The sequence below is a fragment of the Gordonia ajococcus genome (assembly GCF_012974285.1).
GTDB lineage: Bacteria > Actinomycetota > Actinomycetes > Mycobacteriales > Mycobacteriaceae > Gordonia > Gordonia amicalis.
Genome location: NZ_CP052884.1, coordinates 1,305,490 through 1,331,178 on the forward strand (window position 1 = coordinate 1,305,490; position 25,689 = coordinate 1,331,178).

Annotated in this window: 26 protein-coding genes and 1 pseudogene; 10 read left to right on the forward strand and 17 right to left on the reverse strand. The window is 67.9% G+C overall.

What is annotated here, in order from left to right; all coding sequences use genetic code 11:
* Positions 1–21 precede the first annotated feature (21 nt).
* A complete protein-coding gene (locus tag GAA2_RS05965; RefSeq protein WP_159405858.1) occupies positions 22–1,095 on the forward strand; it encodes an isopenicillin N synthase family dioxygenase in 1,074 nt (357 codons plus the stop codon).
* Between the two features lie 82 nt (positions 1,096–1,177).
* On the opposite strand, the gene GAA2_RS05970 is transcribed toward GAA2_RS05965, so the two are convergent.
* From GAA2_RS05970 to GAA2_RS05995, 6 genes are all read right to left on the reverse strand, one after another.
* Positions 1,178–2,305, reverse strand: a complete 1,128-nt coding sequence (locus GAA2_RS05970) for an oxygenase MpaB family protein (protein ID WP_159405859.1) — start codon at positions 2,303–2,305, stop codon at positions 1,178–1,180.
* Between the two features lie 47 nt (positions 2,306–2,352).
* A complete protein-coding gene (locus tag GAA2_RS05975; RefSeq protein ID WP_006436068.1) occupies positions 2,353–2,622 on the reverse strand; it encodes a DUF4235 domain-containing protein in 270 nt (89 codons plus the stop codon).
* Between the two features lie 25 nt (positions 2,623–2,647).
* Positions 2,648–2,899, reverse strand: a complete 252-nt coding sequence (locus GAA2_RS05980) for a DUF3618 domain-containing protein (RefSeq protein WP_006436069.1) — start codon at positions 2,897–2,899, stop codon at positions 2,648–2,650.
* Positions 2,900–3,295, reverse strand: coding sequence for a phage holin family protein (locus tag GAA2_RS05985; RefSeq protein ID WP_024499921.1), 396 nt, complete (start codon positions 3,293–3,295; stop codon positions 2,900–2,902). It abuts the gene before it with no gap.
* An 86-nt stretch (positions 3,296–3,381) separates the two neighbouring features.
* Positions 3,382–4,254, reverse strand: coding sequence for a biotin-dependent carboxyltransferase family protein (locus GAA2_RS05990; RefSeq protein WP_006436071.1), 873 nt, complete (start codon positions 4,252–4,254; stop codon positions 3,382–3,384).
* Between the two features lie 10 nt (positions 4,255–4,264).
* Positions 4,265–4,948 carry a 5-oxoprolinase subunit B family protein gene (locus GAA2_RS05995; protein WP_159405860.1) on the reverse strand — a complete coding sequence of 228 codons (684 nt, stop codon included), beginning with the start codon at positions 4,946–4,948 and terminating at the stop codon, positions 4,265–4,267.
* Positions 4,949–5,005: 57 nt separating this feature from the next.
* Between GAA2_RS05995 and GAA2_RS06000 the strand changes: the two genes are divergently transcribed.
* From GAA2_RS06000 to GAA2_RS06015, 4 genes are all read left to right on the forward strand, one after another.
* On the forward strand, positions 5,006–5,944 hold the full coding sequence (locus tag GAA2_RS06000) for a carbohydrate kinase family protein (protein WP_159405861.1): 939 nt from the start codon (positions 5,006–5,008) through the stop codon (positions 5,942–5,944).
* Between the two features lie 60 nt (positions 5,945–6,004).
* Entirely contained in the window at positions 6,005–7,327 is a 1,323-nt protein-coding gene (locus GAA2_RS06005) for a citrate synthase (RefSeq protein ID WP_006436074.1), read from the forward strand.
* Between the two features lie 62 nt (positions 7,328–7,389).
* The gene (locus GAA2_RS06010; RefSeq protein ID WP_006436075.1) at positions 7,390–7,758 is read left to right on the forward strand and encodes an FKBP-type peptidyl-prolyl cis-trans isomerase; all 369 of its coding nucleotides are present in this window, start codon (positions 7,390–7,392) and stop codon (positions 7,756–7,758) included.
* Between the two features lie 14 nt (positions 7,759–7,772).
* Positions 7,773–9,137, forward strand: a complete 1,365-nt coding sequence (locus tag GAA2_RS06015) for a cryptochrome/photolyase family protein (protein WP_024499922.1) — start codon at positions 7,773–7,775, stop codon at positions 9,135–9,137.
* 138 nt (positions 9,138–9,275) lie between these two features.
* Here the strand turns inward: GAA2_RS06015 and GAA2_RS06020 are convergent, their stop codons facing one another.
* The 5 genes from GAA2_RS06020 to GAA2_RS06040 form a co-directional block, all read right to left on the reverse strand.
* Positions 9,276–10,505, reverse strand: a complete 1,230-nt coding sequence (locus GAA2_RS06020; RefSeq protein WP_024499923.1) for an ABC transporter permease — start codon at positions 10,503–10,505, stop codon at positions 9,276–9,278.
* Positions 10,502–11,398 carry an ABC transporter ATP-binding protein gene (locus tag GAA2_RS06025; RefSeq protein ID WP_006436078.1) on the reverse strand — a complete coding sequence of 299 codons (897 nt, stop codon included), beginning with the start codon at positions 11,396–11,398 and terminating at the stop codon, positions 10,502–10,504. The genes GAA2_RS06020 and GAA2_RS06025 overlap by 4 nt, the downstream gene beginning before the upstream one ends.
* Positions 11,395–12,018, reverse strand: coding sequence for a hypothetical protein (locus GAA2_RS06030; protein WP_006436079.1), 624 nt, complete (start codon positions 12,016–12,018; stop codon positions 11,395–11,397). Before GAA2_RS06030 ends, GAA2_RS06025 begins: the two co-directional genes overlap by 4 nt.
* Complete coding sequence (locus GAA2_RS06035) at positions 12,018–12,329, reverse strand: helix-turn-helix transcriptional regulator (protein WP_006436080.1); 312 nt, start codon at positions 12,327–12,329, stop codon at positions 12,018–12,020. The genes GAA2_RS06030 and GAA2_RS06035 overlap by 1 nt, the downstream gene beginning before the upstream one ends.
* A gap of 79 nt (positions 12,330–12,408) precedes the next feature.
* A complete protein-coding gene (locus tag GAA2_RS06040; protein ID WP_024499924.1) occupies positions 12,409–13,551 on the reverse strand; it encodes an NAD(P)-binding domain-containing protein in 1,143 nt (380 codons plus the stop codon).
* A gap of 102 nt (positions 13,552–13,653) precedes the next feature.
* On the opposite strand from GAA2_RS06040, the gene GAA2_RS06045 reads away from it, so the two are divergent.
* Entirely contained in the window at positions 13,654–14,385 is a 732-nt protein-coding gene (locus GAA2_RS06045; protein WP_006436082.1) for an enoyl-CoA hydratase, read from the forward strand.
* Positions 14,386–14,468: 83 nt separating this feature from the next.
* On the opposite strand, the pseudogene GAA2_RS06050 reads toward GAA2_RS06045, so the two are convergent.
* From GAA2_RS06050 to GAA2_RS06070, 5 genes and pseudogenes are all read right to left on the reverse strand, one after another.
* Positions 14,469–15,655: pseudogene (locus GAA2_RS06050) on the reverse strand (IS30 family transposase).
* 302 nt (positions 15,656–15,957) lie between these two features.
* A complete protein-coding gene (locus tag GAA2_RS06055) occupies positions 15,958–17,067 on the reverse strand; it encodes an XdhC family protein (RefSeq protein ID WP_191834812.1) in 1,110 nt (369 codons plus the stop codon).
* Between the two features lie 120 nt (positions 17,068–17,187).
* Entirely contained in the window at positions 17,188–18,519 is a 1,332-nt protein-coding gene (locus GAA2_RS06060) for a D-arabinono-1,4-lactone oxidase (RefSeq protein ID WP_191834813.1), read from the reverse strand.
* Positions 18,507–19,796 (reverse strand): alanine racemase, encoded by a 1,290-nt coding sequence (locus GAA2_RS06065; protein ID WP_407043487.1) that lies wholly within the window; start codon positions 19,794–19,796, stop codon positions 18,507–18,509. The genes GAA2_RS06060 and GAA2_RS06065 overlap by 13 nt, the downstream gene beginning before the upstream one ends.
* Complete coding sequence (locus GAA2_RS06070; RefSeq protein WP_248664713.1) at positions 19,780–20,439, reverse strand: TetR/AcrR family transcriptional regulator; 660 nt, start codon at positions 20,437–20,439, stop codon at positions 19,780–19,782. The genes GAA2_RS06065 and GAA2_RS06070 overlap by 17 nt, the downstream gene beginning before the upstream one ends.
* Before the next feature lie 173 nt (positions 20,440–20,612).
* Here GAA2_RS06070 and GAA2_RS06075 point away from each other — a divergent pair, with 173 nt between their 5' ends.
* The 3 genes from GAA2_RS06075 (at position 20,613) to GAA2_RS06085 (ending at position 24,616) form a co-directional block, all read left to right on the forward strand.
* Positions 20,613–21,797: an MBL fold metallo-hydrolase gene (locus GAA2_RS06075; protein WP_096273394.1), complete on the forward strand. Its 1,185-nt coding sequence runs from the start codon at positions 20,613–20,615 to the stop codon at positions 21,795–21,797.
* The gene (locus tag GAA2_RS06080) at positions 21,794–24,280 is read left to right on the forward strand and encodes an HAD-IC family P-type ATPase (protein ID WP_191834815.1); all 2,487 of its coding nucleotides are present in this window, start codon (positions 21,794–21,796) and stop codon (positions 24,278–24,280) included. Before GAA2_RS06075 ends, GAA2_RS06080 begins: the two co-directional genes overlap by 4 nt.
* A gap of 75 nt (positions 24,281–24,355) precedes the next feature.
* On the forward strand, positions 24,356–24,616 hold the full coding sequence (locus tag GAA2_RS06085; RefSeq protein ID WP_191834816.1) for an antitoxin: 261 nt from the start codon (positions 24,356–24,358) through the stop codon (positions 24,614–24,616).
* A gap of 8 nt (positions 24,617–24,624) precedes the next feature.
* On the opposite strand, the gene GAA2_RS06090 is transcribed toward GAA2_RS06085, so the two are convergent.
* Positions 24,625–25,266, reverse strand: coding sequence for a DNA-3-methyladenine glycosylase (locus tag GAA2_RS06090; RefSeq protein WP_024499932.1), 642 nt, complete (start codon positions 25,264–25,266; stop codon positions 24,625–24,627).
* On the opposite strand from GAA2_RS06090, the gene GAA2_RS06095 reads away from it, so the two are divergent.
* The gene (locus tag GAA2_RS06095; RefSeq protein WP_024499933.1) at positions 25,244–25,681 is read left to right on the forward strand and encodes an SRPBCC family protein; all 438 of its coding nucleotides are present in this window, start codon (positions 25,244–25,246) and stop codon (positions 25,679–25,681) included. The two genes, GAA2_RS06090 and GAA2_RS06095, sit on opposite strands and share 23 nt — an antisense overlap.
* Positions 25,682–25,689: the final 8 nt, after the last annotated feature.

Genomic DNA, 25,689 nt, shown 5'->3' on the forward strand with positions numbered 1-25,689 from the left:
TTACGGTGATTCGGTGTCACCATGGACGCCATGACCGCCGCCTCCACCGGCTTCCAGGTGCCGATCATCGACATCTCGCCCTACATCCGCAACGGTGATGCCGCCGATCGGGCCGTGGTCGCGGCGAAGGTCGACGACGCCGCCGGTTCGGTCGGGTTCATGCAGATCGTCGGGCATGGGATCCCGCCGGCGGTCATCGACGAGTTCACCGCGGTCATGGACGACTTCTTCGCCCTTCCGCTCGAGGAGAAGAAGGCGTACCGAACGCCGCCGGAGATCAATCGCGGCTACGCGCCACCGAAGTCGGAGTCGTTGTCCCTGTCGCTGGGCGTCGAGTCCGCGGACCGCATGAACGACTTCTTCGAGGCGTTCAACGTCGGGGTCGAAGCACGCGAGTACCCCGAACTCGCTCTTCCCGGCGACCACTACGCCGACAACACGTGGCCGGCCGTCGACCACTTCGAGGCGGCCGTCTCGACCTTTTTCGTCGAGGCACGACGGGTCGCACACACCCTGACCCGCATCTTCGCCGATGCCCTCGACCTTCCCGCCGACTTCTTCGAAGGATTCACCGATCACTCGCTCGACGTCCTGCGGATGAACAACTACGCGCTCCCGCCCGGAGAGATCGAACTCGAGGGAGAACTGACCGGGATGGGGGAGCACACCGACTACGGCATCGTCACCGTCCTGTGGGCGGACCAGGTGAAGGGCCTGCAGGTCCTCGACCACCACGGCCGATGGCACGACGTGAGTCCCGTCGACGGTGCACTGCTGGTCAACATCGGCGACCTCATGGCCCGCTGGACCAACGAACGTTGGATGTCGACGCTACACCGGGTCAAGGCGCCGATCGTCGACGGCGCGATCGAGCGTCGACGCTCCGCCGCGTACTTCCACGACGGCAACATCGACGCGATGATCGCGACCCTGCCGTCGTGCGTCGGGGCGGGAAGCCGATACTCGCCGATCACCGTCGGGGAGCACATCGGCGCCAAACTCGCCGGATCACGCGCCGGCCGGCCGAACCCGTATGCCCAGCGGGAGGCGGAGCGGGTGCGTCATGCGATGCGACGGGGACAGGGACGGCAGTAGTCGGGCCGGGCAGAGACCAGACGACGGTTCCCGCTCACCCGGACAGGTGAGCGGGAACCGCCCCCGACGTCGTCGTGAAGTCTCAGTCCGAGGTCAGCACTGTCGGATACGTCGCGCGCCGAGCGGCGGTGACGGGGCAGTAGTGCATCGGGTTGTCGCGCTGGTCCAGCGGTGGCAGGTTGCGCCTGGGTGTGTGCGCGATCGGCGCGTCCTTCGCGACCCTGCCGTTCACGCGGTCCCACGCGTCGCGCGGACGCGGGTGGCGCAGAAAGCGTTTCGGCAGCAGCCTGTGCATGACGAGGTTGATTCCCTTGCCCAGGAGGCGGAATCGACGCTCGTCGTCGTCGGTCCACTCGAGGCCGAGGATCTCGCGGATCGGCTCGTCGTAGAAGCCGGTCGTCAGCCACATGAACATCTTCTGGTTCTGCGGGACGAGGTAGCGGTCCCAGACCGACTTGGGGATGAAGCTCAGGAACGGGGGCGGCGGCAGCTGGGTGATGTCGAGGACCGTGCGTACCGACACGTGGTCGCGTAGGACGTTGCGGCACATGTAGTCCCAGTACTCGAGAAAGTCCTCGTAGGTCTCCGGGACGGGGCGCATCGAGACGCCGTACTGGGCGTACCAGGCCTTGGACTCCTCGAACAGCTGGCGCTTCTGGTCCTCGGTGAGGAACGGGCCGAACCGCTCGCACAGGCGGACGTTGCCGTACCAGAACGTCGCGTGCGCCCAGTAGAAGACGTCGGGGTCGAGCGCGTGATAGCGCGACCCGTCCTCCATCGTCCCCTTGACGGTGCGGTGATAGTCCCGGACCTCGAGGCCGGTCTTCGTGCCGGGGATCACGGAGTCGAAGACGACGCCGCTGATCGGGTAGAGCGACCGCATCAGGCGCTGCCAGCGTTCTCCGAAGAAGTCGGAGTGGTCCCAGACGGCGGCGCCGAGCTTGGGGTGCATGTTCTGGATCGAACCGGCCCACAGGCTCTGGAACATGCCGGTCCAGGTACCCCAGATCTGCCAGGTCAGCGAGTCCGGACCGAGGGGCTCGTACTCGTGGGCGGGTTTGACTCCCTCGGCATCGGTCTCGTAGCCGTCCTCGGAGAACTGGCTGCCGGGAGAACGCCCGGCGTCGGCCGGGCAGCTCTGCTCGGCCGACGCGTCGTCGGTGGCGTGAACGGGACAGGTGGTCTGTTCGTCGTTCAGTACCTCAGTCATGAGACAGAACCCTAGGTTCGTCTCAGTGGTGTGTCAACCGTCACGTCTTAGTCGGGGTTCTCGTGAGTCACCGCCTGGTAGCCGCGTGCACCGGCACGGTCGACGGCCGCACGGACCAGTCCGAAGACCAGTCCCTGAAGCGCCGCGGCAGTGAGCACCTCGACATTGCTGCGCTCCAGATCCTTCGGATCGGGCGCTTCGGCGTCGTCGGAGATCCGTTTCCAGATCTGGCCGAACACGGCTCCCGCGGCGATGCCGCCGAGCACGCTCGTCGCCAGTGACAGTGGTTTGTAGAACGCCTTGGACACGGCAGTCATGTCGAATTCCTCCTGGGTCGGGTGTTCAGCGGCGACGCTTGATGACGACGACGGTCCCGATGGCGACCAGCACGGCCACCGCGACACCGATCAATGCGGTGCGGTTCTCCTCGGCCTTCACCTTCGCGGTGTACGCCGTTTCCGCCGCGGCGGCGTTCATTCGTGCCGGGACATCGAGCTTCGCCGCCAGCGCATCGACGGTCTCGGCGAGTTCCTCGCGCTGCTGCTCCACCGGCGGCGGGTCGGTCGGGTTCCGATCGGGCTGCGTGTCACTCATCTACAGGTGCTCCTTCACGGTTGCGACGTCGCGCTGGACGCTCTCGACGGTGTGCTCGGGGGCGGGCGGGACGGCCGACTTCGCACGCTGCGCACCGAACGCCGCCGCTGCGCCGCCGATCGCCAGGAGCACGACTCCGACGATCACCGCGGCCAGCCACGCCGGCACGACATTCGCCAGTCCCAGGACCGCAGCGGCGACCAGCGTTCCGAGGCCGAACAGCACCAGCAGGGTGCCCGCGCCGGAAATCCCCGCGCCGACACCGATCCGGGTCCCCTTCCCCTTCATCTCGGCCACTGCATTCTGCAGCTCGGTCTTGACCAGGGTCGTCGTCTGACTCTGGAGCCGTTCGACGAGCTGCACGGTCGACAGATCGTTCACAGACGGATCGCTCACGGTGGTACCTCCACATCGGGGACGTCCTACGCGTTCCCGACCGGCACCGGTCCCAAACGTCGGCGCCGTCTGAATCGGATCTCCGATCAGCGCCGTCTGAAACGGATCTCCGATCCGGGCACGAGCTGTGCGGCGAGATCGGCCGACGTGTCGGTCAGCACGGCCACCACGGGATAACCGCCGGTGACCGGATGGTCGGGGAGGAACAGCACCGGGCGACCGCTCGGTGGCACCTGTACCGATCCGTGAGCGACTCCCTCCGAACGCAACTCGCCCGCGTTCTCCCGATGCGTCAGCAGCGGATACGACGAACCCGCGGCGCGGTCGATGCGGACACCGACGCGATTGCTGTCGGCGCCGACCACCCAGGTCCCCGATCTCAGGTCGGCAGCCGCGTGCAGCAGATCGGCACGCGGACCTTCGTCCACCTCGAGAACCACGACGCGCGGATGCTCGGTGTTCGCCGGCGCCGACTGGACGGACGGCCACTCGCCGGCGGCCCGGCCCACCCGCACCCGCACATTCGCGGTGAGAACCGGCGGCCCCAACCCCGACAACGTGTCGGTCGACCGCGACCCCAGGACCGGCTCGACGTCGAACCCGCCGCGCACCGCTAGGTAGTTGCGCAGACCCCACACCGGTGGGTCGACGGCCAGTTCGTCACCCTCGCGCAGGACGACGGTCGCGGCGAGACCGACCGGAACCCCGTTGTGGCGCACCGAGGTGTCGGCACCCGTCACCACCGCCAGTACGTCGCCTTCGACACGGATACGCAAGCCGCCCAGGGTCGTCTCGATCGTGGCGGCCGATTCGTCGTTGCCGACAAGGCGATTGGCCAAGGTCAGCGAGCCGCGATCCGCACCACCGGAAGCGGGTACGCCGAGATGCGCGTATCCGTGGCGGCCGAGGTCCTGAAAGGTCGCGAGCGGGCCGGTCGCGAGCACGGTGACGGCGGTCATCCGGTTGTGCTCATGTCGTCCCTGCCCATTCCCCCCCGCTTGTCCTGACGTCGACGAACCGCACCAGGTGTCCGGTCGCGAACAGTGCGGGCGGGTCGACCTTCTCGTCCCACAGTCGAACATCGGTGCGGCCCAACAGCTGCCAGCCGCCCGGACTCTCCTTCGGGTAGACGGCGCTGTACCCGGCGGCGATCGCGACGGCACCTTCGGGGACACGGGTGCGCGCCTCGGCGCGCCGGCCCACGGCGTCGAACGGATGCGGTGTCGGCTCGTCGGCGACCAGGTAGCCGAACCCGGGTGCGAACCCCATGAACTGCACACGCCAGCGGGTACTGCAGTGCAGGCTGATCACCTCGTCGGCCGAGATGCCCAGGGCGTCAGCAACATCCGCGAGATCGTCGCCGTCGTAGTGCACCGGGACGAGGATCTCGTCAGCCCGTCCGACGCCCTGGTGGACACCGGCACGTCGACGACGCAACGCGCGCCGCACACCCAGTTCGTCGACGCCGCGGCCCGGTCGGGCCTGCACCAGCAGCGTGTGGGCGCTCGGTACCAGATCGATGACCCCGGGCAGCTCTCCGCGGTCCACGGCATCACGCAGGGCGATCGTTGCGTCGAGCACTGCGGCCGACGGGGACTCGTAGGCCGAGAAGTCGAGCACCACCGCATCGGGACCCGCCGGCAACTCGTGCATGCACCGAATCTACCGCCGAGAGGGTGGCAGACTGGGCCACACAGACGAAAGGGACCCATGAGAGAGATCGTTGTCTGCGGGGAAGCGCTCGTCGACGTGGTGCAGCAGGAACAGGCACCCGGCGCGACGCTGGCGCCACTGCAGCCGGCGCTCGGCGGGGGACCGTTCAATGTCGCGATCACATTGGGACGCTTGGGGAGTGCAGTCTCATTGCTGTCGGCGGTGTCCACCGACAACTACGGCGAGGCCATCGTCGGCTCGCTGCAGGGCGCCGGGGTCGGCACCGCGATGCTGCAGCGCCGACGGGAACCGACGTCGCTCGCGCTGGCCACCATCGCGGACAACGGTTCCGCGCAGTACTCGTTCTATGTGGAAGGCACCGCGGATCGCACTGTCGCCGACCCGGGTTCACTCGCACCGACCGTCGCCGCGGCGACCTTCGGGACGCTCTCGCTGGTGCTCGAACCCGGCGCCACGGTCTACGAGAACCTGATGCGGCGCTGCCACGCCGAACGCCGACTCGTCGTGCTGGACCCGAACATTCGCTCGGTCCTCATCCCCGACGCAGACGCCTACCGGCGGCGTTTCCGCAGTTGGATGCCGTCCGTCGACGTGGTGAAACTGTCCGACGAGGATGCGGCATGGCTCGGTGAAGGGGCGGCCGGGAGCGCTGTGAAGGACTGGCTCGCCGACGGTGTCGCAGCGGTGATCACCACCGCGGGCGCGTCCGGAATCACCGTGACCACGACCGAAGACGAGGTCACCGTGCCCGCCCGGAACGTCGACGTCGTCGACACGATCGGCGCCGGCGACAGCGTCCTGGGAGGCCTCGTCCACCAGCTCGACCGACTGGGTGCGCTGTCGCCGGATTCGGTTCGCTCACTGACCGCCGATCAGTGGCGTGAGGTCGCCGAATTCGCAGCTCACGTGGCTGCCGTCACCGTCTCGAGGCGTGGCGCCGACCCTCCGTGGGCAGGCGAGCTGAGAAGAGACTAGTTTGTACCTGTGTGTCCTACCCGGACACTGTCAAAACTCTGATCTGAATAAGGGGTTCGTGTGTCTGCTGAAACAGTCCCAGCCGACCAGGCGTCCGACACGGCCTCAGCGACCTTCACCTACCCCGGTGGACAGCTGGAGCTCCCGATCCTGAAGGCCACCGAGGGCACTGACTCGGTTGCGCTCGGCAAGTTCCTTGCCGAGACAAACCTGACCACTTTCGACGGTGGTTTCGTGAACACGGCGTCGACCAAGTCGGCGATCACCTACATCGACGGCGACGCCGGCATCCTGCGGTACCGCGGCATCCCGATCGAGCAGCTCGCGGAGAAGTCGACCTTCATCGAGGTGAGCTACCTCCTCATCTACGGAGAGCTCCCGACCCCGTCGCAGCTCGAGGACTTCACCACCAAGATCCAGCGGCACACCCTGCTGCACGAGGATCTCAAGCGCTTCTTCGACGGCTTCCCCCGCAACGCGCATCCGATGCCGGTGCTGTCGAGTGCGGTCAACGCGCTGTCGGCGTACTACCAGGACTCTCTCGATCCCAAGGACGACGAGCAGGTCGAGCTGTCGACGATCCGCCTCCTGGCGAAGCTGCCGACCATCGCCGCCTACGCCTACAAGAAGTCGGCCGGCCAGCCGTTCCTGTACCCGGACAACTCGCTGAGCCTCGTCGAGAACTTCCTGCGCATGACCTTCGGCTTCCCGGCCGAGCCCTACGAGGTCAACCCGGACGTCGCCAAGGCACTCGACATGCTGTTCATCCTGCATGCCGATCACGAGCAGAACTGCTCGACCTCGACGGTGCGCCTCGTCGGCTCGTCTCAGGCCAACCTCTTCACCTCGATCTCCGGCGGCATCAACGCCCTCTGGGGTCCGCTGCACGGTGGCGCCAATCAGGCGGTGCTCGAGATGCTCGACGCCATCCGCGCCGAGGGTGGCGACACCAAGGACTTCATGAAGCGGGTGAAGAACAAGGAAGCCGGCGTCAAGCTGATGGGCTTCGGTCACCGCGTCTACAAGAACTACGATCCGCGCGCCGCGATCGTGAAGAAGACCGCCGACTCGATCCTGGAAACCCTCGGCGTGCAGGACGACCTGCTCGACATCGCGAAGGGTCTCGAAGAGGTCGCTCTGTCCGACGACTACTTCATCGAGCGCAAGCTGTACCCGAACGTGGATTTCTACACCGGCGTCATCTACCGTGCGATGGGCTTCCCGACGCGGATGTTCACCGTGCTGTTCGCGTTGGGCCGCCTGCCGGGCTGGATCGCGCACTGGCGTGAGATGCACGAGGACCCGACCACCAAGATCGGCCGTCCGCGTCAGCTCTACACCGGCTACACCGAGCGCGACTACGTGCAGATGGGCGATCGCTGAGCGACGCTTCGGCGCCGACCACCCGGAACAACGACTGACCGCCCGACTCAAAGGAGAGTCCTGTGACCAGCACTGAGAAGCCCGAAGTCGAGTTCCAGGCGGGTCCTCCGCCGGCCGACCTCTCCATCGCCGACCTCATCGTCGGTGACGGTGCCGAGGCCGTCCGCGGGGGTGTCGTCGACGTCCACTACGTGGGTGTCGACTACGAGACCGGCGAAGAGTTCGACTCCTCGTGGGATCGCGGCCAGTCGGCCAACTTCCCGCTGGACCGGCTGATCCCGGGCTGGCAGGAAGGCATCCCCGGCATGAAGGTCGGCGGCCGCCGTCAGCTGACGGTTCCGCCCGAGCTGGCCTACGGACCGGCCGGGGCGGGGCACCGCCTCTCGGGACGGACCCTCGTGTTCGTCATCGACCTGCTCGGAGTGGGCTGACGTCCACCAACCTGGTGTGGCTCAGGCGCGATCTGCGCCTGAGTGACCTACCAGCGCTAGCTGCAGCCAGAGGGACCGATTCGTCGGTCCTTCTGTGCTTTGTGGTGGATCCCCGGCTGGAGAAGTCGTCGGGGGAGCGACGCCTCGCGTTCCTCTTCGATTCGCTCCGCGAGGTCGACGCCAAGCTCGACGGCAGACTCCTCGTCGTCCGCGGTCGGCCGGAGGAGGAGATCCCGCGGCTGGCCCGGGCCGTCGGCGCCGGGTCCGTACACATCTCCGGGGACTTCTCGCCGTTCGGTCGACGCCGTGACGAGGCGGTCGACGAGGCGCTGGGCGACACCCCGCTCGAGGCCACGGGTTCGCCGTACCTCGTCTCGCCCGGCCGGGTCACCAAGGACGACGGCGAGCCGTACAAGGTCTTCACCCCGTACTTTCGCCGGTGGCGCGATCACGGCTGGCGAAAGCCGGCCGATTCGTCGGTCCCGGATTCAGCGGTTCTCGACCCGTCGGACGTGACGAAGTCGGGCCGGATCAGAATCCCGAAGGCGCCGACGAGGCTGTCGTTTCCGGCCGGAGAGGATGCCGCGCTCGCCCGGTGGGCCGAGTTCGTCGAGGACGATCTCGCCGACTACGACACCGGACGCAACGACCCCGCCGCCGACGTGACCAGCCGGATGTCGGCGTACCTGAAGTACGGCAACATCCACCCGCGCACCCTGGCCGCCGATCTGACGCGTCCTGCTCCCCGAGGTGCGAAGGAGCGCAGCGACGACGCCGGTTCTGCTCCCCGAGGTGCGAAGGAGCGTAGCGACGGAGCCTCGAGGGGCGCGCAGGCCTACCTCCGCGAGCTCGCCTTCCGCGACTTCTACGCCGACGTCCTCTATCACTGGCCACACAGCTTGTGGCACAACTGGAATCGCCAGTTCGACGGCATCGCTCTGGACACCGACGAGAAGGCTTACGAGCGCTTCGAGGCGTGGAAGGCCGGACGCACCGGTTTCCCGCTCGTAGACGCCGGGATGCGACAGTTGGCCGAGATCGGCTGGATGCACAACCGGGTCCGGATGGTCACCGCGTCGTTCCTCGTGAAGGATCTCCACCTGCCGTGGTGGTGGGGTGCGAAGTGGTTCCTCGAGCAGCTCGTCGACGGCGACATGGCGTCGAACAATCACGGCTGGCAATGGGCTGCGGGTACGGGAACCGATGCGGCCCCGTACTTTCGGGTGTTCAATCCCGAGGCGCAGGCCAAGAAGTTCGACCCTGAGGGTGAGTACATCCGGCGCTGGGTCGGGGACACCGACGCCGACGACTATCCCGACCCGATCGTCGACCACAAGGCCGAGCGGGAAGAAGCCCTGCGCAGGTTCGGCCAGATCTGAACGGAGCCTGTGGTTTCGACGCGGTGCCTCGCTTCGCTCGGGGCCGGCTCAACCGGCGGGGATTTCGACGCGGTGCCTCGCTTCGCTCGGGACCGGCTCAACCGGCGGGGGGTCTGCCGGTTGAGCGTGTCGAAACCCCTACCGCGCCAGCTTCAGCACCTCGCCCCATCCGAGGCGCGACCCCGTGCGCAGGATCGACCGCTGGTAGATCCGTGCCGCGACCCAGGTGGCGAGCGCGCAGACGACGGCCATGATCAGTAACGTGAGCACGATCTGCAGGGTGTCGGTGTCGCCGCTCGCGATCCGCATCGGCATGAGCGCCGCGCTGAACGGCGGAATCCAGCTGAGCACCTTGATCAGGGTCGAATCCAGCGCCTGCACACCGAAGATCCCGGCGTACATCACCGCCATGGCGAGAACCGTCAGGGGAAAAGACGCCGAGCTGAGCTCTTCCTGGCGTGACACGATGGCGCCGGTCGCGGCGTAGAGGGACGCGAAGAACAGGAAGCCGAGCACGAACCAGGCGATGACGGCCGCGAACATCCCGACCGCCGCGCCGGGAAGCGTCAGAATGCCGGTGGCGGTCCCGGCGATCAGCGCCGTCGCACCGAGCAGCACGACCTGTGCCAGAGCGACCGTTCCGATGCCGATGATCTTGCCCCACAACAGATGCAGTGGCTTGATCGTCGCCAGGAGCAGTTCGACGACACGAGACGTCTTCTCCTCCACGACGCCGACCGCGACCATCGTGCCGCCCATCATGATCGCGGTGATCAGCAGCACCACACCCACGAGGGCGATGACGAGGCGCTCGCCCTCGTCCGGGTGAGTCGGCTCGAGTTGTGTCACCGAGATGTCCACGGCGGGAAGCGAGGCCGCGTCGACGCCGCGGGCCGTCAGTGCGTCGGCGAGGCCTGCCTGCGACACCGCTGTCCGGATGGGGCCTTCGACGGCCGGGTCGGCGCCGTCCTTGCTCAGGATCACGTAGGAGCCCGGGGTCTCTCCTGGTACGAGTGCCGCCGCCACGTCACCGTCGGCGACCCGGGACCGTGCCTGTTCGACGGTGTCCACCGGCTCGGTGGCGATGGTGGTGCCGGCCGAATCACCGATCGCGACAATCGATTCGGTGACCGCCGCCGGTTGTCCGACGACGGCGACCTTCTCGACGTCCTCCCCGCCGGCGAGCAGGTTGATGACGATGGCGCCGGCGATGATGACGACCATCAGCAGCACCGTGCTGACGACGAAGGACCTGGTCTTGGCGCGAGTGGTGATCTCACGCTCGGCGACGAGTCGAATCGCCTGGGCGGCCGATGCCTTGGGGGAGGGGCGGGTTGTCGTGTCGGGGGCGTGGTGCAGTGCGGTCATGTCGAAACCACCTCTCGGAACAAGTCGGTGAGGGAGGGGGTGGACGTCGTGAAGCGGTGAACCGGGCCGTGGTCGAGTGCGGCGGACAGGATCTGCTGGTCGTCGGCGACGTCCGGGTCGACGAGGAGGCGGGTCGTCTCGCCGTAGTCGACACCGCGGACGCCGGGGAGCGCGTCGGCCCACGCGACATCGGATCGGGGGCCGGTGACCTCGAGGGTGATGCCGTCGCGGGAACGCAGCGCGTCGACGGTGCCCAGCGCCCGCATCTCGCCGCGCGCGACGATGCCGACGCGATCGCAGAGGCGCTGGACGAGATCGAGCTGGTGGGAGGAGAAAATCACCGGGATGCCCTCGGCCGCCTTCTCTTTGAGCACATCACTCATGACGTCGACGGCAACCGGGTCGAGCCCGGAGAACGGCTCGTCGAGCACCAGCACCTCGGGATCGTGGACCAACGCGGCGGCGAGTTGGACGCGCTGCTGGTTGCCGAGGCTGAGGTCGGCGACGTTGTCGTCGTACCGGGCGCCGACGCCGAGCCGATCGGTCCAGCGCCGCACCGATTCCTCGGCGTCCGCGGTGTTCATGCCGTGGAGCCTCGCGAGGAAGGTGAGTTGTTCGCCGACCTTCATCTTCGGGTACAGGCCGCGTTCTTCGGGCATGTAGCCGATCCGCCGGCGCAGATCGAGATCGATGGGGCGATCGCCGAGCCGGACCTCGCCGGCGTCGGCGGACAACACCCCGAGAATGATGCGCATCGTGGTCGACTTGCCCGCGCCGTTGCTGCCGACGAAACCGAAGATCTCGCCGGGTTCGACGTGGAAAGTCATGTCGCGCAGGGCGACCAGGTCCCCGTAGCGCTTGTGGAGACCGTCGACGATGAGAGGTGCGTTCATGCTTCGCGTTCCTTCCTGCCGGTGGTGGTCTTGTCTGTGGGTATCCGCGGTCCGTCGATGAGATCTTCCGGGTCGGGGTCGCCCATCCACCAGGCGATGAGCATGGTGGGCACGCAGATCGAGGAGAGGACGAGCGAGATGAGCAGGATGGCGCTGCCGTAGACCCACTGGCCCGGGACCTCGTCGCGCATGCTGATCGCGATGAGGACGAAGTAGGGGATGAACATCACCGCATAGAGCACGAAGAATCCGAACGAACGTGCCGAGTTGCGTTGTGCGAGCTGTATTTCGTCGAGCGTGGAGACGGGCGCGTCGGCGACGGACCCGGTCACGATGCGCAGTGCCGTCAGGATCGAGATGACCGAGACGAGTCCGATGCCGAACGGGAGTAGGAACCAACCCGAGGACAGGAACGCGAGAGACGAACTGCCGATGATGACAACGAGCGCGACGATCAGTGCGACAACCAGTCGTCGGTACGCGCGCTGATTGCGCCACGACGGCAGGCGATGTGCGTGCTTGGCATTGAACTCCTCGTGACGGCGTCCCCGCCAGTCCTCATAACGGCGCCAGAGCTCGGGTTTGACCTCCTCTGGGAACGCCGAGTTCGGGTCGTTCATCATTCACCTCCGGTGTCGTTGGTGGGCGAGCCGTTCGATGCCGGTCGCGTATCGCGCCGGTAGAGCTCGGCTGACATGGCGCCGAACGGCGTACGGCTGAACACGGCTTCGACGGGCAGGTCGAAGACATCGCAGATGCGGAACGCGAGGTCGAGGCTCGGGTAGTTGTCGCCCCGCTCGAGCGCGCCGACCGATTGCACGTTGATGCCGACGAGGTTCGCCAGCTCGGCTCGCGACATCTGTCGTTCCGCACGCAAGACGCCGATGCGGTTGTAGATGGGGAGCTTTTCCCCACGGCGTATTGGGCTCACCTCACCAAGTGTTGGGAAAACGCAACAATTTGTCAACGTCTTCGGACGACGACGGGTTTGTCGCCGGATGGTGGTGAGGTCAGCGGGAGACGACTCCGAGCAGGTCAGCGGCCACGCGCGCGGCTTCCCGGCCGGCCCGGTTGGCGCCGATCGTCGACGCCGACGGCCCGTAACCGATCAGCTGAATCCGCGGGTCCGCCTCGACGACCGTCGCGAGACGGCCGGTCATCGTGATCCCGCCACCCGGCGCGCGCAGCCTCAACGGCGCGAGATGATCCAGCGAACTGCGGAACCCGGTGTTCCAGAAGATCACGTCGAGATCGAGGTGTTCGCCGCCCTGCGGACCGCAGTCCCAGCAGACGCCGGTCTCGGTGATGCGCGTGAACATGGGGCGCCACTTCAGGATTCCGTCGCGCTGTGCGGCGGCGATCGCCGGGGTGCGTGCCAGCCCGGTCACTGAGACAACCGACGTCGGGGGGAGTCCGGCGCGGACACGACGCTCGACGCGGGCCACGGCCTCGCGGCCCTGCTCGGGAGTGAACGGTTGGGAGTTGAAGACGGGTTCGCGCCGCGAGCACCAGAACGTCTCGACGTCCGGTGCCTGCCGGGCGATCTCGATCAACAGCTGGATCGCCGAGATCCCCGCACCCACGACGAGGACCCGTTGGCCGGCGAATTCCTGCGGCGACCGGTAGTCGTGGGTGTGGAGCTGGCGGCCCCGGAAATCAGGCGCGCCGGGGATGTGCGGGATGAACGGGCGGTCCCACGTCCCGGTGGCGTTGATGATGACATTCGCGGTCACGGTGCGTCCGTCGGCCAGCTCGACGTGGAAGCCCTCGCCCCGAAGATTCGTGTCACCGCGTCGAACCGAACGCACATGCACCGGCCGACGGACGTGGAGGCCGAACTTCTCCTCGTAGCGGCCGAAGTAGTCGGGGACCGCGGTGGCTGCGGGCAGCTGATCGCAATCGAGGCCGAGCGCCTCGACGATGCCCCAGCCGGGCAGGTCGTGGACCCGGTTGGCGGTGGCCAGGGTCAGCGTCGGCCACCGGAACTGCCAGGCCCCGCCGGGTCCCGGCGCGTGGTCGAGCACCTGGTACCGATCGCCGAGGCCGAAGCGGTGCAGGAAGTAGGCCGCCGACAGCGCCGCCTGGCCGCCGCCGATGACCACGACATCCGAGTGCTCCTCGACGTCGACGGGGTCCGAGACGGACGTGTCCATCTGAGATGTGCTGCTCTGCGTCGTGCTGCTCGGCGTGGTGTTCTGCACCTGACCACCCTGTCACGGCTCGGCTCGACGGTGCGATCGGTAGGCTTGGCGCCCATGATTCACTCCACCACCGAGGGCGCCGTTGTCACCATCGAGCTGGACCGTGTCGACAAGCGCAATGCGCTGAACGAGAAGATGCTCAGCGGGCTCGCCGACGCCTTCGGCGCCGCGGTCGACGCCGGTGCGCGGGCCATCGTGGTGACCGGACGCGGCTCGGTGTTCAGCGCGGGAGCCGACCTGTCCGGGCCGGTCTACGACTCCGGTTTCCTCGACAAGCTGGTGTCGACGCTGCACAAGATCGAGCAGACGCCGGTACCGGTCATCGCCGCGCTCAACGGTTCCGCGATCGGTGGTGGACTCCAGCTGGCGATGGCCGCTGATCTCCGGGTGATGGCCCCAGACGCGATTGCGGCCATTCCGGCGGCCAAACTCGGTGTCGCCGTGGACGAATGGACCATCCGCCGGCTGGTGTCGCTGGTCGGTGCCGGGCAGGCGCGAGGAATGCTCATCGGCTGCGACCCACTGAACGCCGACCGAGCGCACACCCTCGGATTCGCCAATCGCATCGGCGATCTCGCCGACGCCCAGCACTGGGCGGCCACCATCGCCGACCTCGCGCCGCTCACCCTGCAGCACTACAAGCTGGTCCTCAACGGTGACGGCGCCCGCGACACCGCACCCGAGGATCGGGTTGCCGCGATGATGCGCGCCTGGCAGAGCGACGACATGGCCGAGGGTCGCGCCGCGCGAACCGAGAAGCGGCCTCCGCGGTTCGTGGGTCACTGAGGGTCGTCGGTTTCACGCGGCCGAAAGCGCCCCCGAAATAGACCCCGCCTGAGCCCACGGACGACATATCGTCTTCGGTGAATTCAGGCGGTCGCTGCAACAGGATCGGTTGGGTGTGAGTGTAGGAGTTCGTCGAGTTTTTCGGCGGGTGTGAGGAATCCGTGGCGTTTGCGGGGCCGGTTGTTGAGTTCGGCGGCGACGTTGTCGAGGATGCCTGGCCCGTGGAATGACAGGTCGGTGCCTTTCGGGAAGTATTGGCGTAGTAGTCCGTTGGTGTTTTCGTTGGTGCCGCGTTGCCATGGGCTGTAGGGATCGGCGAAGTAGATCGGCAGTCCGGTGGCGGCGGTGATGGCAGTGTGCAGCGCCATCTCCGATCCGCGGTCCCAGGTCAACGACCGGCGCAGGATCTCTGGGATCTTGGGCACGGCCTCGGTCATGGCCGCGGCCACCGTGGCGGCGGTGTGATCACCGGGCAGATGCAGCAGCATCACGAACCCGGTGCTGCGTTCGACCAGCGTGCCGATCGCTGAGGTGCCGTGCGCGCCGAGGATCAGATCGCCTTCCCAGTGACCGGGGATGGCGCGGTCGGCGGCTTCGGCGGGGCGTTCGCTGATCGAGACCGCGTCCTTGATCGAGCCACCGCCCGGGGTTGGCGGCCCTGGGGTTTGCGGCGCAGTCGCCCGGTGCGTAATCCCTTCTTGACCTCGTCTTTCAAGCTGCCCTTGGCTTGGACGTAGAGGGCGAGGTAGATCGTTTCGTGGGACACCCGCATCTCCGGATCGTCAGGAAATTCGATGCGCAAGCGTCCGCTGATCTGCTCGGGACTGGTGAACTGGCGCAACTGTCGGACCACCTCAGCGTAGAGTCTGCTGCCCGCCACCAGTTTGGGTTGTTTGGGTCGGCGTCGACGGCGGGCGGCGACCTTCTCACCCTGACGGGCGCGGTAGCGGCCGCCGAGCTGCCCGCGGGCGATCTCCCGGGTGATCGTCGATCGAGCCCGCCCCAACAGCCCCGCGATCTGCGCAGGCCGGTAGCGGGCCTCGAGAAGCTCCTCGATATGACATCGGTCCAGGAAACTGAGCCGGCCGCGACCGGTGCTCACCACTGCTTCCAACTGCGGATTCTGTGTTCGGGGATGCACTCCACCAGCTTTGGTGAACCAATCCTGGCCAGTGCGTTTCGACACGCCGGCGTGACGCGCGGCCGCCGCGACACTCACTCCGCGCGCCAACTCCGCCCAGAAAGCCTCGTGAACCTGTTGCGGCCACATTCCCTGAGGCCGTCCCGGACGTGCCGAGGGCAGCGACCGCCCGCTAGCAGTCATCCACGCATACCCGGTGCACCCTGACACCCCAGCGGCCTTCGCCGCAGCCACGACCGAGGCACCCGCCTCGACCGCATCAAAGAAGCCCTCGCGCACTCCATCACTCACACGCACACCACTTGCAGCCACAGCCACCTCCATCAAGGTGTTGCAGTGACCACTTGAGCCCAGGTTCGGTGACACCCCACGGGGTGCATTTCGGGGGCGGTTTTCGGGAGCGGCTCAGTGATCCCGCCCCGGTCCGTCTCTCAGTTCCGGTGAATGGGCCCGGCGCCCTCGAAGAGGGGTGCGGCCGGCGCGCCATGCCGTTCGGCAATGAGTTGGGCGGCAACGGCGACCGCGACCTCGGCGGGAGTGTGCCCACCGAGGTCCAGTCCGAGCGGTGACCGCAGCCGCGCGAGCTGTTCGTCGTCGACACCCTCTTCGCGAAGGCGACGGTTGCGGTCGGCGGCTGTGCGACGGGAGCCGAGCGCACCGATGAAGCCGAAGGTCGGTGACCGGAGTGCGGTGCGCAGCGTCGGCACATCGAACTTGGTGTCGTGGGTCATCACGCACAGTGCGGTGGTCGAGCCGATCTGCCGATCCCGTATCTGTTCGGCGAGATAGCGATCGGGCCAGCCGACGATCACCTCGTCGGCGTCGGGAAACCTTTCCGGGGTGGCGAACACCGGACGGGCATCGACGACGGTGACGCGCATCCCTAGTGTCGAGCCCAGTGCGCTCAGCGCGCGTACGAAGTCGTTGGCGCCCACCAGAATGAGACGCGCTGCCGGGGCGAAGGTCTGGACGAAGGTGCGCGGCCGGTCGCCGGTCGGGGCGGCCGGATCGGTGACTTCGCAGTCGTCGACGCCGATCACGCCGGAGCGTCCGGTGGCGAGCATGTCGGCGACGTCGCGGTCGAGGCGTCGCCACGGCGGTTGCGAGGTCTCGGTTGCGAGGTACCACTCCGGGTCAGCGGTGAGGGTGGTGGCGACGGCGATCGGCTTCTCGGCGGCCACCGCGTCGGCGAGGCGTCGAAGCTGACCGAGCCGTTCCGGCGTCGGCTCGATCCGTTCGACGACGACGTCGATCTGACCGCCACAGGTCAGGCCGGGTGCTGGATCGCGCGGGTCCTCGATGCCGAACTGTTCGACGACCGCGATCCCGTCGGACAGGACCTGCTGCGCGGTGTGGACCAGGGCGCCTTCGACGCAGCCGCCGGACACCGAGCCGAAGACCGCGCTCTCGGCTGTCACGACCATCGCCGCACCGACCTCACGCGGAGCGGAACCGGCGGTCGCGACCACCCGGCACAGCGCGACCGGACGCGCGTCTGCGCCGCCGAGGACGCCGAGCAGGTCGGGCAGGATGTCGCGCATGTGTTCCAGTTGACCAGATCACCGTCGCCCGGGCCACCGGTGCCTGATGACGACGGAACAGATGTCGCGGATCGCGGCGGTGGTCGACACGATCGGCGACATCGACGTAGAGGCCGCCCGCTAGTCGCCCAGCACCCGTCGCAGGTAGTCGTTGGCGAACACACGTGACGGGTCGAACCTGTCGCGCACCGCACGGAATTCGTCGAATCGGGGGTAGACGGAGCGCAGGTACTCGGCGTCGCGAGTGTGCATCTTGCCCCAGTGGGGTCGTCCGCCGAAGCCGGTGAGGATCGACTCGACGTCGGCGAAGTAGGCGGCGGCGTCGGCCGGGTCGTCGCGGTGGTAGCGGTGCACGGCGATGTACCCGCTGCGGCGTCCGGTGGCGGTGGAGAGCATCAGGTCGTCGGCCGCCGCGGCACGGATCTCGATGGGGAAGCTCACGCGGTACTCGCGGCGGTCGAGCAGCGCCCGGATCTCCCGTAGTGCCTCGGGGACGTTCTCGAGCGGGATGGCGTACTCCATCTCGCGGAAGCGCACATCCCGGTCGGAGACGAAGATCCTGGTCGACGTGTCGGTGAGCTCGCGCGACGACAGGCTGCGCCCGGCCACCGCGTTGATGGCGGGGACCAGACGGGGTGCGCGGACGCCGACCTCGCACAGCAGCCGGAAGAGCTTGTTGCTCAACAACTCATCGTCGACATAGCGGCGGAACCGCGGCGGCCCGGTGATCGGTGCATCGGTGCCCAGCCGCGTATTCGTCTTCACAAGCGCACAATTGGTGTGCGGGAACATGTAGAACTCGTGGTGGTCGGACTCGGCGACGCGGTCGAGGAAGCCGGCGATCGCATCGTCGGCGGAAGCAGGTCCCTCGACGGCGTGCAGCCGGAAGTTGTCGACGCAGTCGAGCGTGATCTCGACGAGTACCCCGAGTGCGCCGAGACCCAGTGCGACGGCGGGTAAGTCCGGGTCATCGGGGCCGACAGTGACGATCTCGCCTCTGCCGTTCACGAGTTTGACGCCGGCGATCTGCGTGCTGATGCCGCCGAACCCCAGCCCGGTGCCGTGGGTGCCGGTGGAGATCGCGCCCGCGATGGTCTGCCGGTCCACGTCGCCGAGGTTGGCCATCGCCAGGCCCCGAGGCGCCAGCAATGCGGGGATCTCGTGCAGGTGGGTGCCCGCATGCAGCGTCACCCGGCGGCCATCGGCGCCGGCCAGGCCCCGCAGACCGGAGAGCTCGAGTTGGACGTCGTCGGCCACGGCGATGGTGGAGAAGCTGTGTCCGGCACCGACGGTCTTGACCGTGCCGCCCCGCCCGGCGGTCTCCCGCACGATGTCGGCGATCGTGGCCACGCTCGTCGGACGCACCACCCGGCTCGGTGAGCACGACGCGGTGCCACCCCAGTTCTGCCAGCTGTGTCCGGTGGCAGTAGATGTCCCGCTCACAGAAAGCATTTCCCTTCGCCTCGGTAGGTCGGCACGACCTCACTCACCACCGCATGACCCGCGCCGTCCCGATCGATGATCGCGACGTGCCGGGCACGCTCGCAGACCTCCCCGGACTTGGTGTGCCGGAACCATACCCGGTCGCCGATCGCCATCGTGGCGGCGGCCTCACCGCGGAGCGGGGTCTGCACCTCGCCGGCGGCCTCGGTGCCGACGAACTCGAGCCCACTGGGCCACACCGGTTTCGGGAGACGATCGGGTGCGGGCGGTCCCGAGGCGATCCAGCCGCCACCGGCGCAGGTGACGATGTCGCGGGCGGGGCGCCGGACGACGTCGAGTCCGAAGGACAGTGCGGGTGCGGGCCGGAACCGGGCGTATCCGTCGAAGAGGTGGCCACCGAAAAGGCCACTGCCCGCGGCGATGTCGGTGACCGATCGATCGCCGGCCGTCGCCTCCAGGGATCCGGTGCCGCCGCCGTTGACGAATTCCAGTTCGGCGATCTGCCGCAGCTCGCCGATGATCTTCCCGCGCCGGCGGCGCAGTTCGGCCATCGACCGGCGCTGCATCGCCCCGACCACCCGGTTGACGACGGCCTTCCCGGGAACCGCATCGGCGACCCCGGCCACCTGCGCCTCGTACGACATCACGCCGACCAGGTGGAAACCGTTTCGCGACTCGATGATCCGGGCGAGCTCGACGGCATCGCGACGGGAATGCACCGGTGAACGCCGAACCCCGATGTGCACGCGACCACCGAAAAGCCGGTACGACGCGTCGAGGTCGATGGCCACCCGGATCGGCCGTCGCGATGCGGGTGGCGCGACCGCATCGATGATGTCCAGCTGGTCGACCGAGTCGACGAGCAGACTCACCCGGCTCGTCGCCACCTCGTCGGCCACGAAGGCGGCCAACGCTTCCCGGCGGACGCTCGGATAACCGAGCAGGATGTCCTCGATCGCCGTCGACGTCGCCAGCCAGTGCGCCTCGGCGAGGTCGTAGGCGAGCACACCGTGGAAACCGGTGCGGGTGGCGAGGTCCGAGATCACCGAACGCACGCGGAGGGACTTGCTGGCGATCCGGATGGGGACACCGGCCGAGCGTCGCAGCAGGTCGGCGGCATTGTGCTCCAGAGCTGCCCGGTCGAGGGCGAGGACCGGGGCGTCGAGCCCGGACCCGGAGACCGCCTGATCGATTGCCGCCCAGTACTGCTCGGGATCTCTCACCCACAGATCGTCGACCTCGACCGCCGAGGATCTGTCGGCCGAACCGTCAGTCGAAGGTGACATAGTTGACGAGCTGGTCGGCGACGGCGGTGATGATCGAGTCGACCACCTTGTCGTCGCCGGTGCTCAGGTAGATCAGCGTGATCGAGTTGGTCGCGGCGATGATGAACGGGCCGATTTCCTCCGTCGGCCGGTTCCACGTCAGACCGGTGAGTTCGGCCGTCTCGTGCAGACCGAACGACGCAACCCGGTAGAGCTGCTCGTACATGACCTTGCCGACCTGCTGCAGTTCCGGATGGTTGTGCGCGTAGATACCGAGCGCGATCGTCGCCTGCATGCGGCCGGGATCGGCTTTGAGGAGGTCGACGAAGGCATGGAACTGGCGAACGATGTTCGCTTTGAGTGCGTCGACGTCGGGATTCGGTCCGAAGTCGGCGGCGGGCATGACCGAATGCAGCATCCGCTCGATGTCGACGGGGACGGCCTGCTCCATCACCGCGCAGAGGAGCGCCGTGCGGCTCTCGAACGCGTAGTGGAAACTCGCGAGAGGCATTCCGGCGTGAGCGCAGATCCGGCGGGTGGTGGCACCCTCGACACCGTGATCGGCGATCACCCGGTAGGCCGACTCGATGAGCGCGCTTCGACGCTGTTCGACGGACATCCGTGGCACGACGGTCAACCCCTTGGCCCACATGCGCCTGCGCATGTGCGATGGACAATGTTCGCCGCAGCCTATCAGTGCCGCTGATCGCGTTTGCGCGGTTCACCGCCGAATATGTGTCGATCCCGGCCCCGGCTCACAATCCGAATCCGGCCGTGTGAGGTTCGGTGCCGGCGTCGTCGCGCTTCACGTCGTACCCCCGCCGATCGGATTACTGTGTGGACGTGACCTCGAACCCCGGAAGAACCGGCTCCGACGCGACCTCGCGGGTCCTCGGGCGGGTGACATCGGCGGGGGCGATGATGGCCGACGCGGTGGCCGGACGGCTCGCCGCCGGCGGTCTCGGCCCGGCACGCGCGCTCGGCGCCACCCGCGAGGAGATCATGCCGCATGTCCGCACGTCACCGAACCTGCGCGACGGGGTCTTCGACAACCCCGAACCGCCCGAGGCGTCCGTCGCCGCGGACCTCCAGGTGCTCGCCGACATGGCACGCCGCCCGGGACGGCCGCGACGGCCGGTGATGCTCACCGTCCCGACCTTCGACGCCCCTGCGCACCTCTCGGCCACCTGGCTCGGACATGCGACGGCGATCGTCGACATCGACGGAGCGCGCATCATCACCGACCCCGTACTCAGCCGCCGTTGTTCCCCGAGTCAGCTCGTCGGTCCGGCACGCATGCACGCGGCGCCGCTGGCGGCGCGAGAGTTGCCGCCGATCGACGTCGTGGTCATCAGCCACGACCACTACGACCACCTCGACATGGACACGGTCACCACCATCGCCGCCACCCAGCCGGACGCGGTCTTCGTCACGACCATCGGCGTCGCCGCACATCTGACGTCCTGGGGTATCGCCGAGGGCCGGATCCGGCAGGCTGATTGGTGGGACGAGGTGGTCGTCGCGACGCGCGGCGGTGAGCTGCGGTTCACCTGCGGTCCGGCGCGCCACTTCTCGGGTCGGCGGCTGGTCCGCAACCTGACTCAGTGGGGGAGCTGGGCGATCGCCGGGCACACGCACCGGGTCTTCTTCTCCGGCGACACCGGGCACACCGAACGCTTCGAGGACGTCGGTGCGCGACTCGGTCCCTTCGACCTCACGCTGATCGCCGTCGGCGCCTACGACGTGCTGTGGCCCGACGTCCACGTCGACCCCGAGGAGGCGCTGTCGGTGCACCGGATGGTGTCGCCCGGCGCGGGAGCCGATTCGGTGATGATCCCGATCCACTGGGGAACCTTCAATCTCGCACGCCATCCGTGGGGCGAGCCGATCGCGCGGTTGCAGGCAGCCTCACACCACGGCGACCCGACTGTGCTCGTGCCGCAACCCGGTGGTTCGATCGACATCGAACACCGCACCGGAACGGGTGTGGCGCACTCGAGTTGGTGGGAGGTTTCGGCGTGAGCACCACGGCGGAGACGATCGAGCCCGGCCTGACCGCGGCAGAGGTGGCGCAGCGGGTCGCCGACGGCAAGGTCAACTCCATGCCCGACCGTTCGGGTCGCAGCGTCGCGGACATCGTGCGCGCCAACGTGTTCACCCGCATCAACGCCATCCTCGGCGTGCTCTTCGCCATCGTCGCGTTCACCGGATCACTCATCAACGGACTGTTCGGCCTGCTGATCATCGCGAACTCGACGATCGGCATCGTCCAGGAGGTGCGCGCCAAACGCACCCTCGACAAGCTGGCCATCGTGGGCCAGACCCGGCCCCGGGTGCGGCGCGACGGCGAGGTCGCCGAGGTGTCGCCCGACGAGGTCGTCCTCGACGACATCATCGAGATCGGCGCCGGCGATCAGATCGTCGTCGACGGGGAGGTGATCGAGGCGATCGCACTCGACGTCGACGAGTCGCTGCTCACCGGTGAGGCCGACCCCATCGACAAGGACCCGGGTGCGCGGGTCCTCTCCGGCAGTTTCGTGGTCGCCGGCGGCGGTGCCTACCGCGCGACCAAGGTCGGGGCCGACGCCTACGCCGCGCAACTCGCCGCCGAGGCGTCGAAGTTCACCCTCGTCTCCTCCGAACTGCGGTCGGGGATCGACCAGATCCTGCGGGTGATCACCTGGCTGCTGATCCCCGCCGGCCTCCTCACCATCGTCAATCAGCTGTTCATCAGCGACAACGGTCTCAAGCAGGCGTTGCTGGGGATGGTCGCCGCTCTGGTGCCGATGGTCCCCGAAGGTCTGGTGCTGATGACCTCGATCGCCTTCGCGGTGGGCGTCGTGCGGCTCGGTCAGCGGCAGTGCCTGGTCAACGAACTCCCGGCGATCGAAGGGCTTGCCCGGGTCAACGTGGTGTGCGCCGACAAGACCGGCACCCTCACCGAGAACGGCATGCGGTTGTCCGAACTGAGGCTCGTGGGTGACGTGCCGGAAACCCGGGCCGGGGAGGTGCTGGCCGCGCTGGCGGCCCACGACCCGCGGCCCAACGCCAGCATGATCGCGGTCGCCGAGGCCTACCCGACGCCGCCCGCGTGGACCGTGTCGGCCATCAAACCGTTTACCTCGGCCACCAAGTGGAGCGGCATGTCGTTCGACGGCCCGGCCGGCGACGACGCGGGCAACTGGCTGATCGGCGCACCCGACGTGCTGCTCGATCCCAGCGGGCCGACCGCACAGCTCGCCTCCGACATCGGTGCCACCGGGCTGCGTGTCCTGCTGCTCGCGCGCACCGACGTCCCCGTCGACATCGAACCCGCCGGCGGCGCGGTCGCCCCCGGCACCGTGACCCCGGTCGCGCTCGTCGTGCTCGAACAGCGGGTCCGGCCCGACGCGCGCGGCACCATCGAATACTTCGAACAGCAGCACGTCGCGGTCAAGGTGATCTCCGGCGACAACGCCCGCTCGGTCGGCGCGGTCGCCGAATCACTGGGCCTCGGGACCGCTGACACCTCGGTCGATGCGCGCCGGCTGCCGGACGACACCGACGAACTGGCCGATGTCGTCGAGCACGGCGTCACGTTCGGCCGGGTCCGGCCCGATCAGAAGCGCGCGATGGTCAAGGCGCTGCAGGCACGGGACAACACCGTCGCGATGACCGGCGACGGTGTCAACGACGTGCTCGCACTCAAAGACGCCGACATCGGTGTCGCGATGGGGTCGGGCAGCTCGGCCGCCCGATCGGTGGCCCAGATCGTGTTGCTGGACAACAAGTTCGCGACCCTGCCGTATGTGGTGGGCGAGGGCCGCCGCGTCATCGGCAACATCGAACGCGTGTCCAACCTGTTCCTCACCAAGACGGTGTACGCGGTGCTCCTGGCGCTGTTCGTGGGCGTCGGCGGTGTGCTGGGCAAGCTGTTCGACTCCGATCCGCTGAGCTACCCGTTCCAGCCGATCCACGTGACGATCTCGGCGTGGTTCACGATCGGCATTCCCGCGTTCGTGCTGTCGCTGGCCCCGAACAACGAACGCGCCCGACGCGGCTTCGTCCGCCGTGTGCTGCTGCAGGCGGTCCCGAACGGCATCATCGTCGGCCTGTGCACCTTCGTCACCTATCTGATCGTCAACCCCGGCGGGCCGGGGGTGGAGGTCGGCGGTGACGCCGTCGAGCTGTCGCCGGCGCAGACGCAGGCCGCGACCGCGTCGCTCATGACGCTCATCGCGATCGCGGTCTACGTTCTCGCGGTGGTGGCCCGGCCCTACACCTGGTGGAAGGTCGTCCTGCTCGGCGTCTCGGCCGGAGCCTACGTGCTGATCTTCGCGTGGCCGTTCACCCAGGACCTCTTCCGTCTCGACTCGTCCAACGCGACGATGAACTCGGTTGCGCTCGTCTCGGCGGCGATCGGGATCGTGTGCGTGGAGGCCGTTTCGCGGGTGGTGCCGCGGTGGATCGCGACTCACGGTTCGCCCGCGGAACACTCGGTGGAGGTCGACGCGGCGGCCGCGTGACCACGCCGTGCAGGCGGCTAAACTCTGCGGCGTATGGCCGGAAGAAGTTCGGCTCGTCGACACACAGGAGACGTCATGGATCTCAAGGGACTCGTCAACAAGGCACGCGACACGCTGCGCAAGAACCCGAACCTGATCGAGAAGGGCGGCGACGCCATCGACAAGGCCACCAAGAACAAGTACGCCGGCCAGGTCGACAAGGCCCAGGACGCCGTCCGCAAGGCCGTCGGCGCGCCGGAGCAGGGCGCCCCGCGTCAGACCCCGCCCTCCAACCCAGGGGAGCCGTTGCCGGGCCAGCAGAGCCCGCAGCCCCGGAACCCGCAAAACCCGCAGTAGGTACCAGGTCACCCGCCGGCGCGCGGGTGGCGCCGATACCCCGATACAGTCGGGTGACCGTCGAAGAAGAACCGCCACGACAGGTCGGCCGCACGTCGTACGCCGACGCGCGGTCCGGCGGTCACCGGCAGCTCCGGGAGCGGTCCGCGGCGGTATGTGTCGAGAGTCACAGGCGTGGCCGGATCGGTGAGATCGGTGCCGAGGTCGGCCATCGTGATCCCGAGCGCGCGGCAGAGGTTTCCCGGCCCGCTCGCGAGCCGATCGTCGGACACCGGCGTCGAGCGCGCGGCGCCGCGTCGGGCACGTGCCAGTTCGACCCCGTCGACCACCTCCCCGGCCCGCAGCAGGACCGCCGCCGCCGGGCCGGGTCCCTGCACCACGATGTTGGCGCAGTGATGGCCGTGGATGCGGTAGACGTACAGCCGTCCCGGCGGGCCGTACATGATCTCCGAACGGGCGGTCCGCGTGTAGGCATGCGATGCGGGATCGTCCGGGCCCGCATAGGCCTCCACCTCGGTGAGCTGGATCGTCACGCCGTGGCCGGTCAGGTGGACGCCGAGTAGCCCGCGGGCCTGTTCGGCCACCGGCGCGGGAGGATCGGACGCGCGGACACTAGGCTCTGGGACCATGGCGAAGACGAGTGACTCCATCGAGGTTGAACTGTCTCCGGAAGATACCTGGGCCGCCGCGTCGGACCTGGGGCGGTACTCGGAGTGGCTGCTGATCCACGAGACCTGGCGCAGCCCGATCCCCGCCGCCGGAGAGCTGCGCACGGGCATCGAGATCGCCTCGATCGTCAGGGTCAAGGGCACGCGGGTGCGCTTCGACTGGGTCATCGAGAAGTTCGACCCGGTGTCGCACGTACGCCTCAAGGGAAGCGGGAAAGGCGGGGTGAAGGCGAAGCTCGATCTCGGCATCATTCCCACTTCGCGCGGATCGGAAGTAACCTTCACTGTTGATCTGGGTGGGTTGCCGCTGATCGGGCCCGTGGGGAAGACCGCGGTCCTGGCGGTATCGGGGGATCTGCGAAAGTCGCTGCAGCAATTCCGAGAGGTGTTCGGCTGACCCGCGCG

Excerpts from the sequence above, each read along its gene's own strand:
- GAA2_RS05970 (WP_159405859.1), bottom strand. The coding sequence starts at position 2,305 with ATGACTGAGGTACTGAACGACGAACAGACCACCTGTCCCGTTCACGCC.
- GAA2_RS05965 (WP_159405858.1), top strand. The coding sequence starts at position 22 with ATGGACGCCATGACCGCCGCCTCCACCGGCTTCCAGGTGCCGATCATC.
- GAA2_RS06085 (WP_191834816.1), top strand. The coding sequence starts at position 24,356 with ATGGATCTCAAGGGACTCGTCAACAAGGCACGCGACACGCTGCGCAAG.
- GAA2_RS06090 (WP_024499932.1), bottom strand. The coding sequence starts at position 25,266 with ATGGAGTCACTCGTCTTCGCCATGGTCCCAGAGCCTAGTGTCCGCGCG.
- GAA2_RS06020 (WP_024499923.1), bottom strand. The coding sequence starts at position 10,505 with ATGACCGCACTGCACCACGCCCCCGACACGACAACCCGCCCCTCCCCC.
- GAA2_RS06095 (WP_024499933.1), top strand. The coding sequence starts at position 25,244 with ATGGCGAAGACGAGTGACTCCATCGAGGTTGAACTGTCTCCGGAAGAT.
- GAA2_RS06030 (WP_006436079.1), bottom strand. The coding sequence starts at position 12,018 with ATGAACGACCCGAACTCGGCGTTCCCAGAGGAGGTCAAACCCGAGCTC.
- GAA2_RS06040 (WP_024499924.1), bottom strand. The coding sequence starts at position 13,551 with ATGGACACGTCCGTCTCGGACCCCGTCGACGTCGAGGAGCACTCGGAT.
- GAA2_RS06065 (WP_407043487.1), bottom strand. The coding sequence starts at position 19,796 with ATGTCACCTTCGACTGACGGTTCGGCCGACAGATCCTCGGCGGTCGAG.
- GAA2_RS06070 (WP_248664713.1), bottom strand. The coding sequence starts at position 20,439 with ATGCGCAGGCGCATGTGGGCCAAGGGGTTGACCGTCGTGCCACGGATG.
- GAA2_RS05975 (WP_006436068.1), bottom strand. The coding sequence starts at position 2,622 with ATGACTGCCGTGTCCAAGGCGTTCTACAAACCACTGTCACTGGCGACG.
- GAA2_RS06055 (WP_191834812.1), bottom strand. The coding sequence starts at position 17,067 with ATGCGCGACATCCTGCCCGACCTGCTCGGCGTCCTCGGCGGCGCAGAC.
- GAA2_RS06025 (WP_006436078.1), bottom strand. The coding sequence starts at position 11,398 with ATGAACGCACCTCTCATCGTCGACGGTCTCCACAAGCGCTACGGGGAC.
- GAA2_RS06060 (WP_191834813.1), bottom strand. The coding sequence starts at position 18,519 with ATGCTTTCTGTGAGCGGGACATCTACTGCCACCGGACACAGCTGGCAG.
- GAA2_RS05990 (WP_006436071.1), bottom strand. The coding sequence starts at position 4,254 with ATGACCGCCGTCACCGTGCTCGCGACCGGCCCGCTCGCGACCTTTCAG.
- GAA2_RS05980 (WP_006436069.1), bottom strand. The coding sequence starts at position 2,899 with ATGAGTGACACGCAGCCCGATCGGAACCCGACCGACCCGCCGCCGGTG.
- GAA2_RS05995 (WP_159405860.1), bottom strand. The coding sequence starts at position 4,948 with ATGCACGAGTTGCCGGCGGGTCCCGATGCGGTGGTGCTCGACTTCTCG.
- GAA2_RS06000 (WP_159405861.1), top strand. The coding sequence starts at position 5,006 with ATGAGAGAGATCGTTGTCTGCGGGGAAGCGCTCGTCGACGTGGTGCAG.
- GAA2_RS06045 (WP_006436082.1), top strand. The coding sequence starts at position 13,654 with ATGATTCACTCCACCACCGAGGGCGCCGTTGTCACCATCGAGCTGGAC.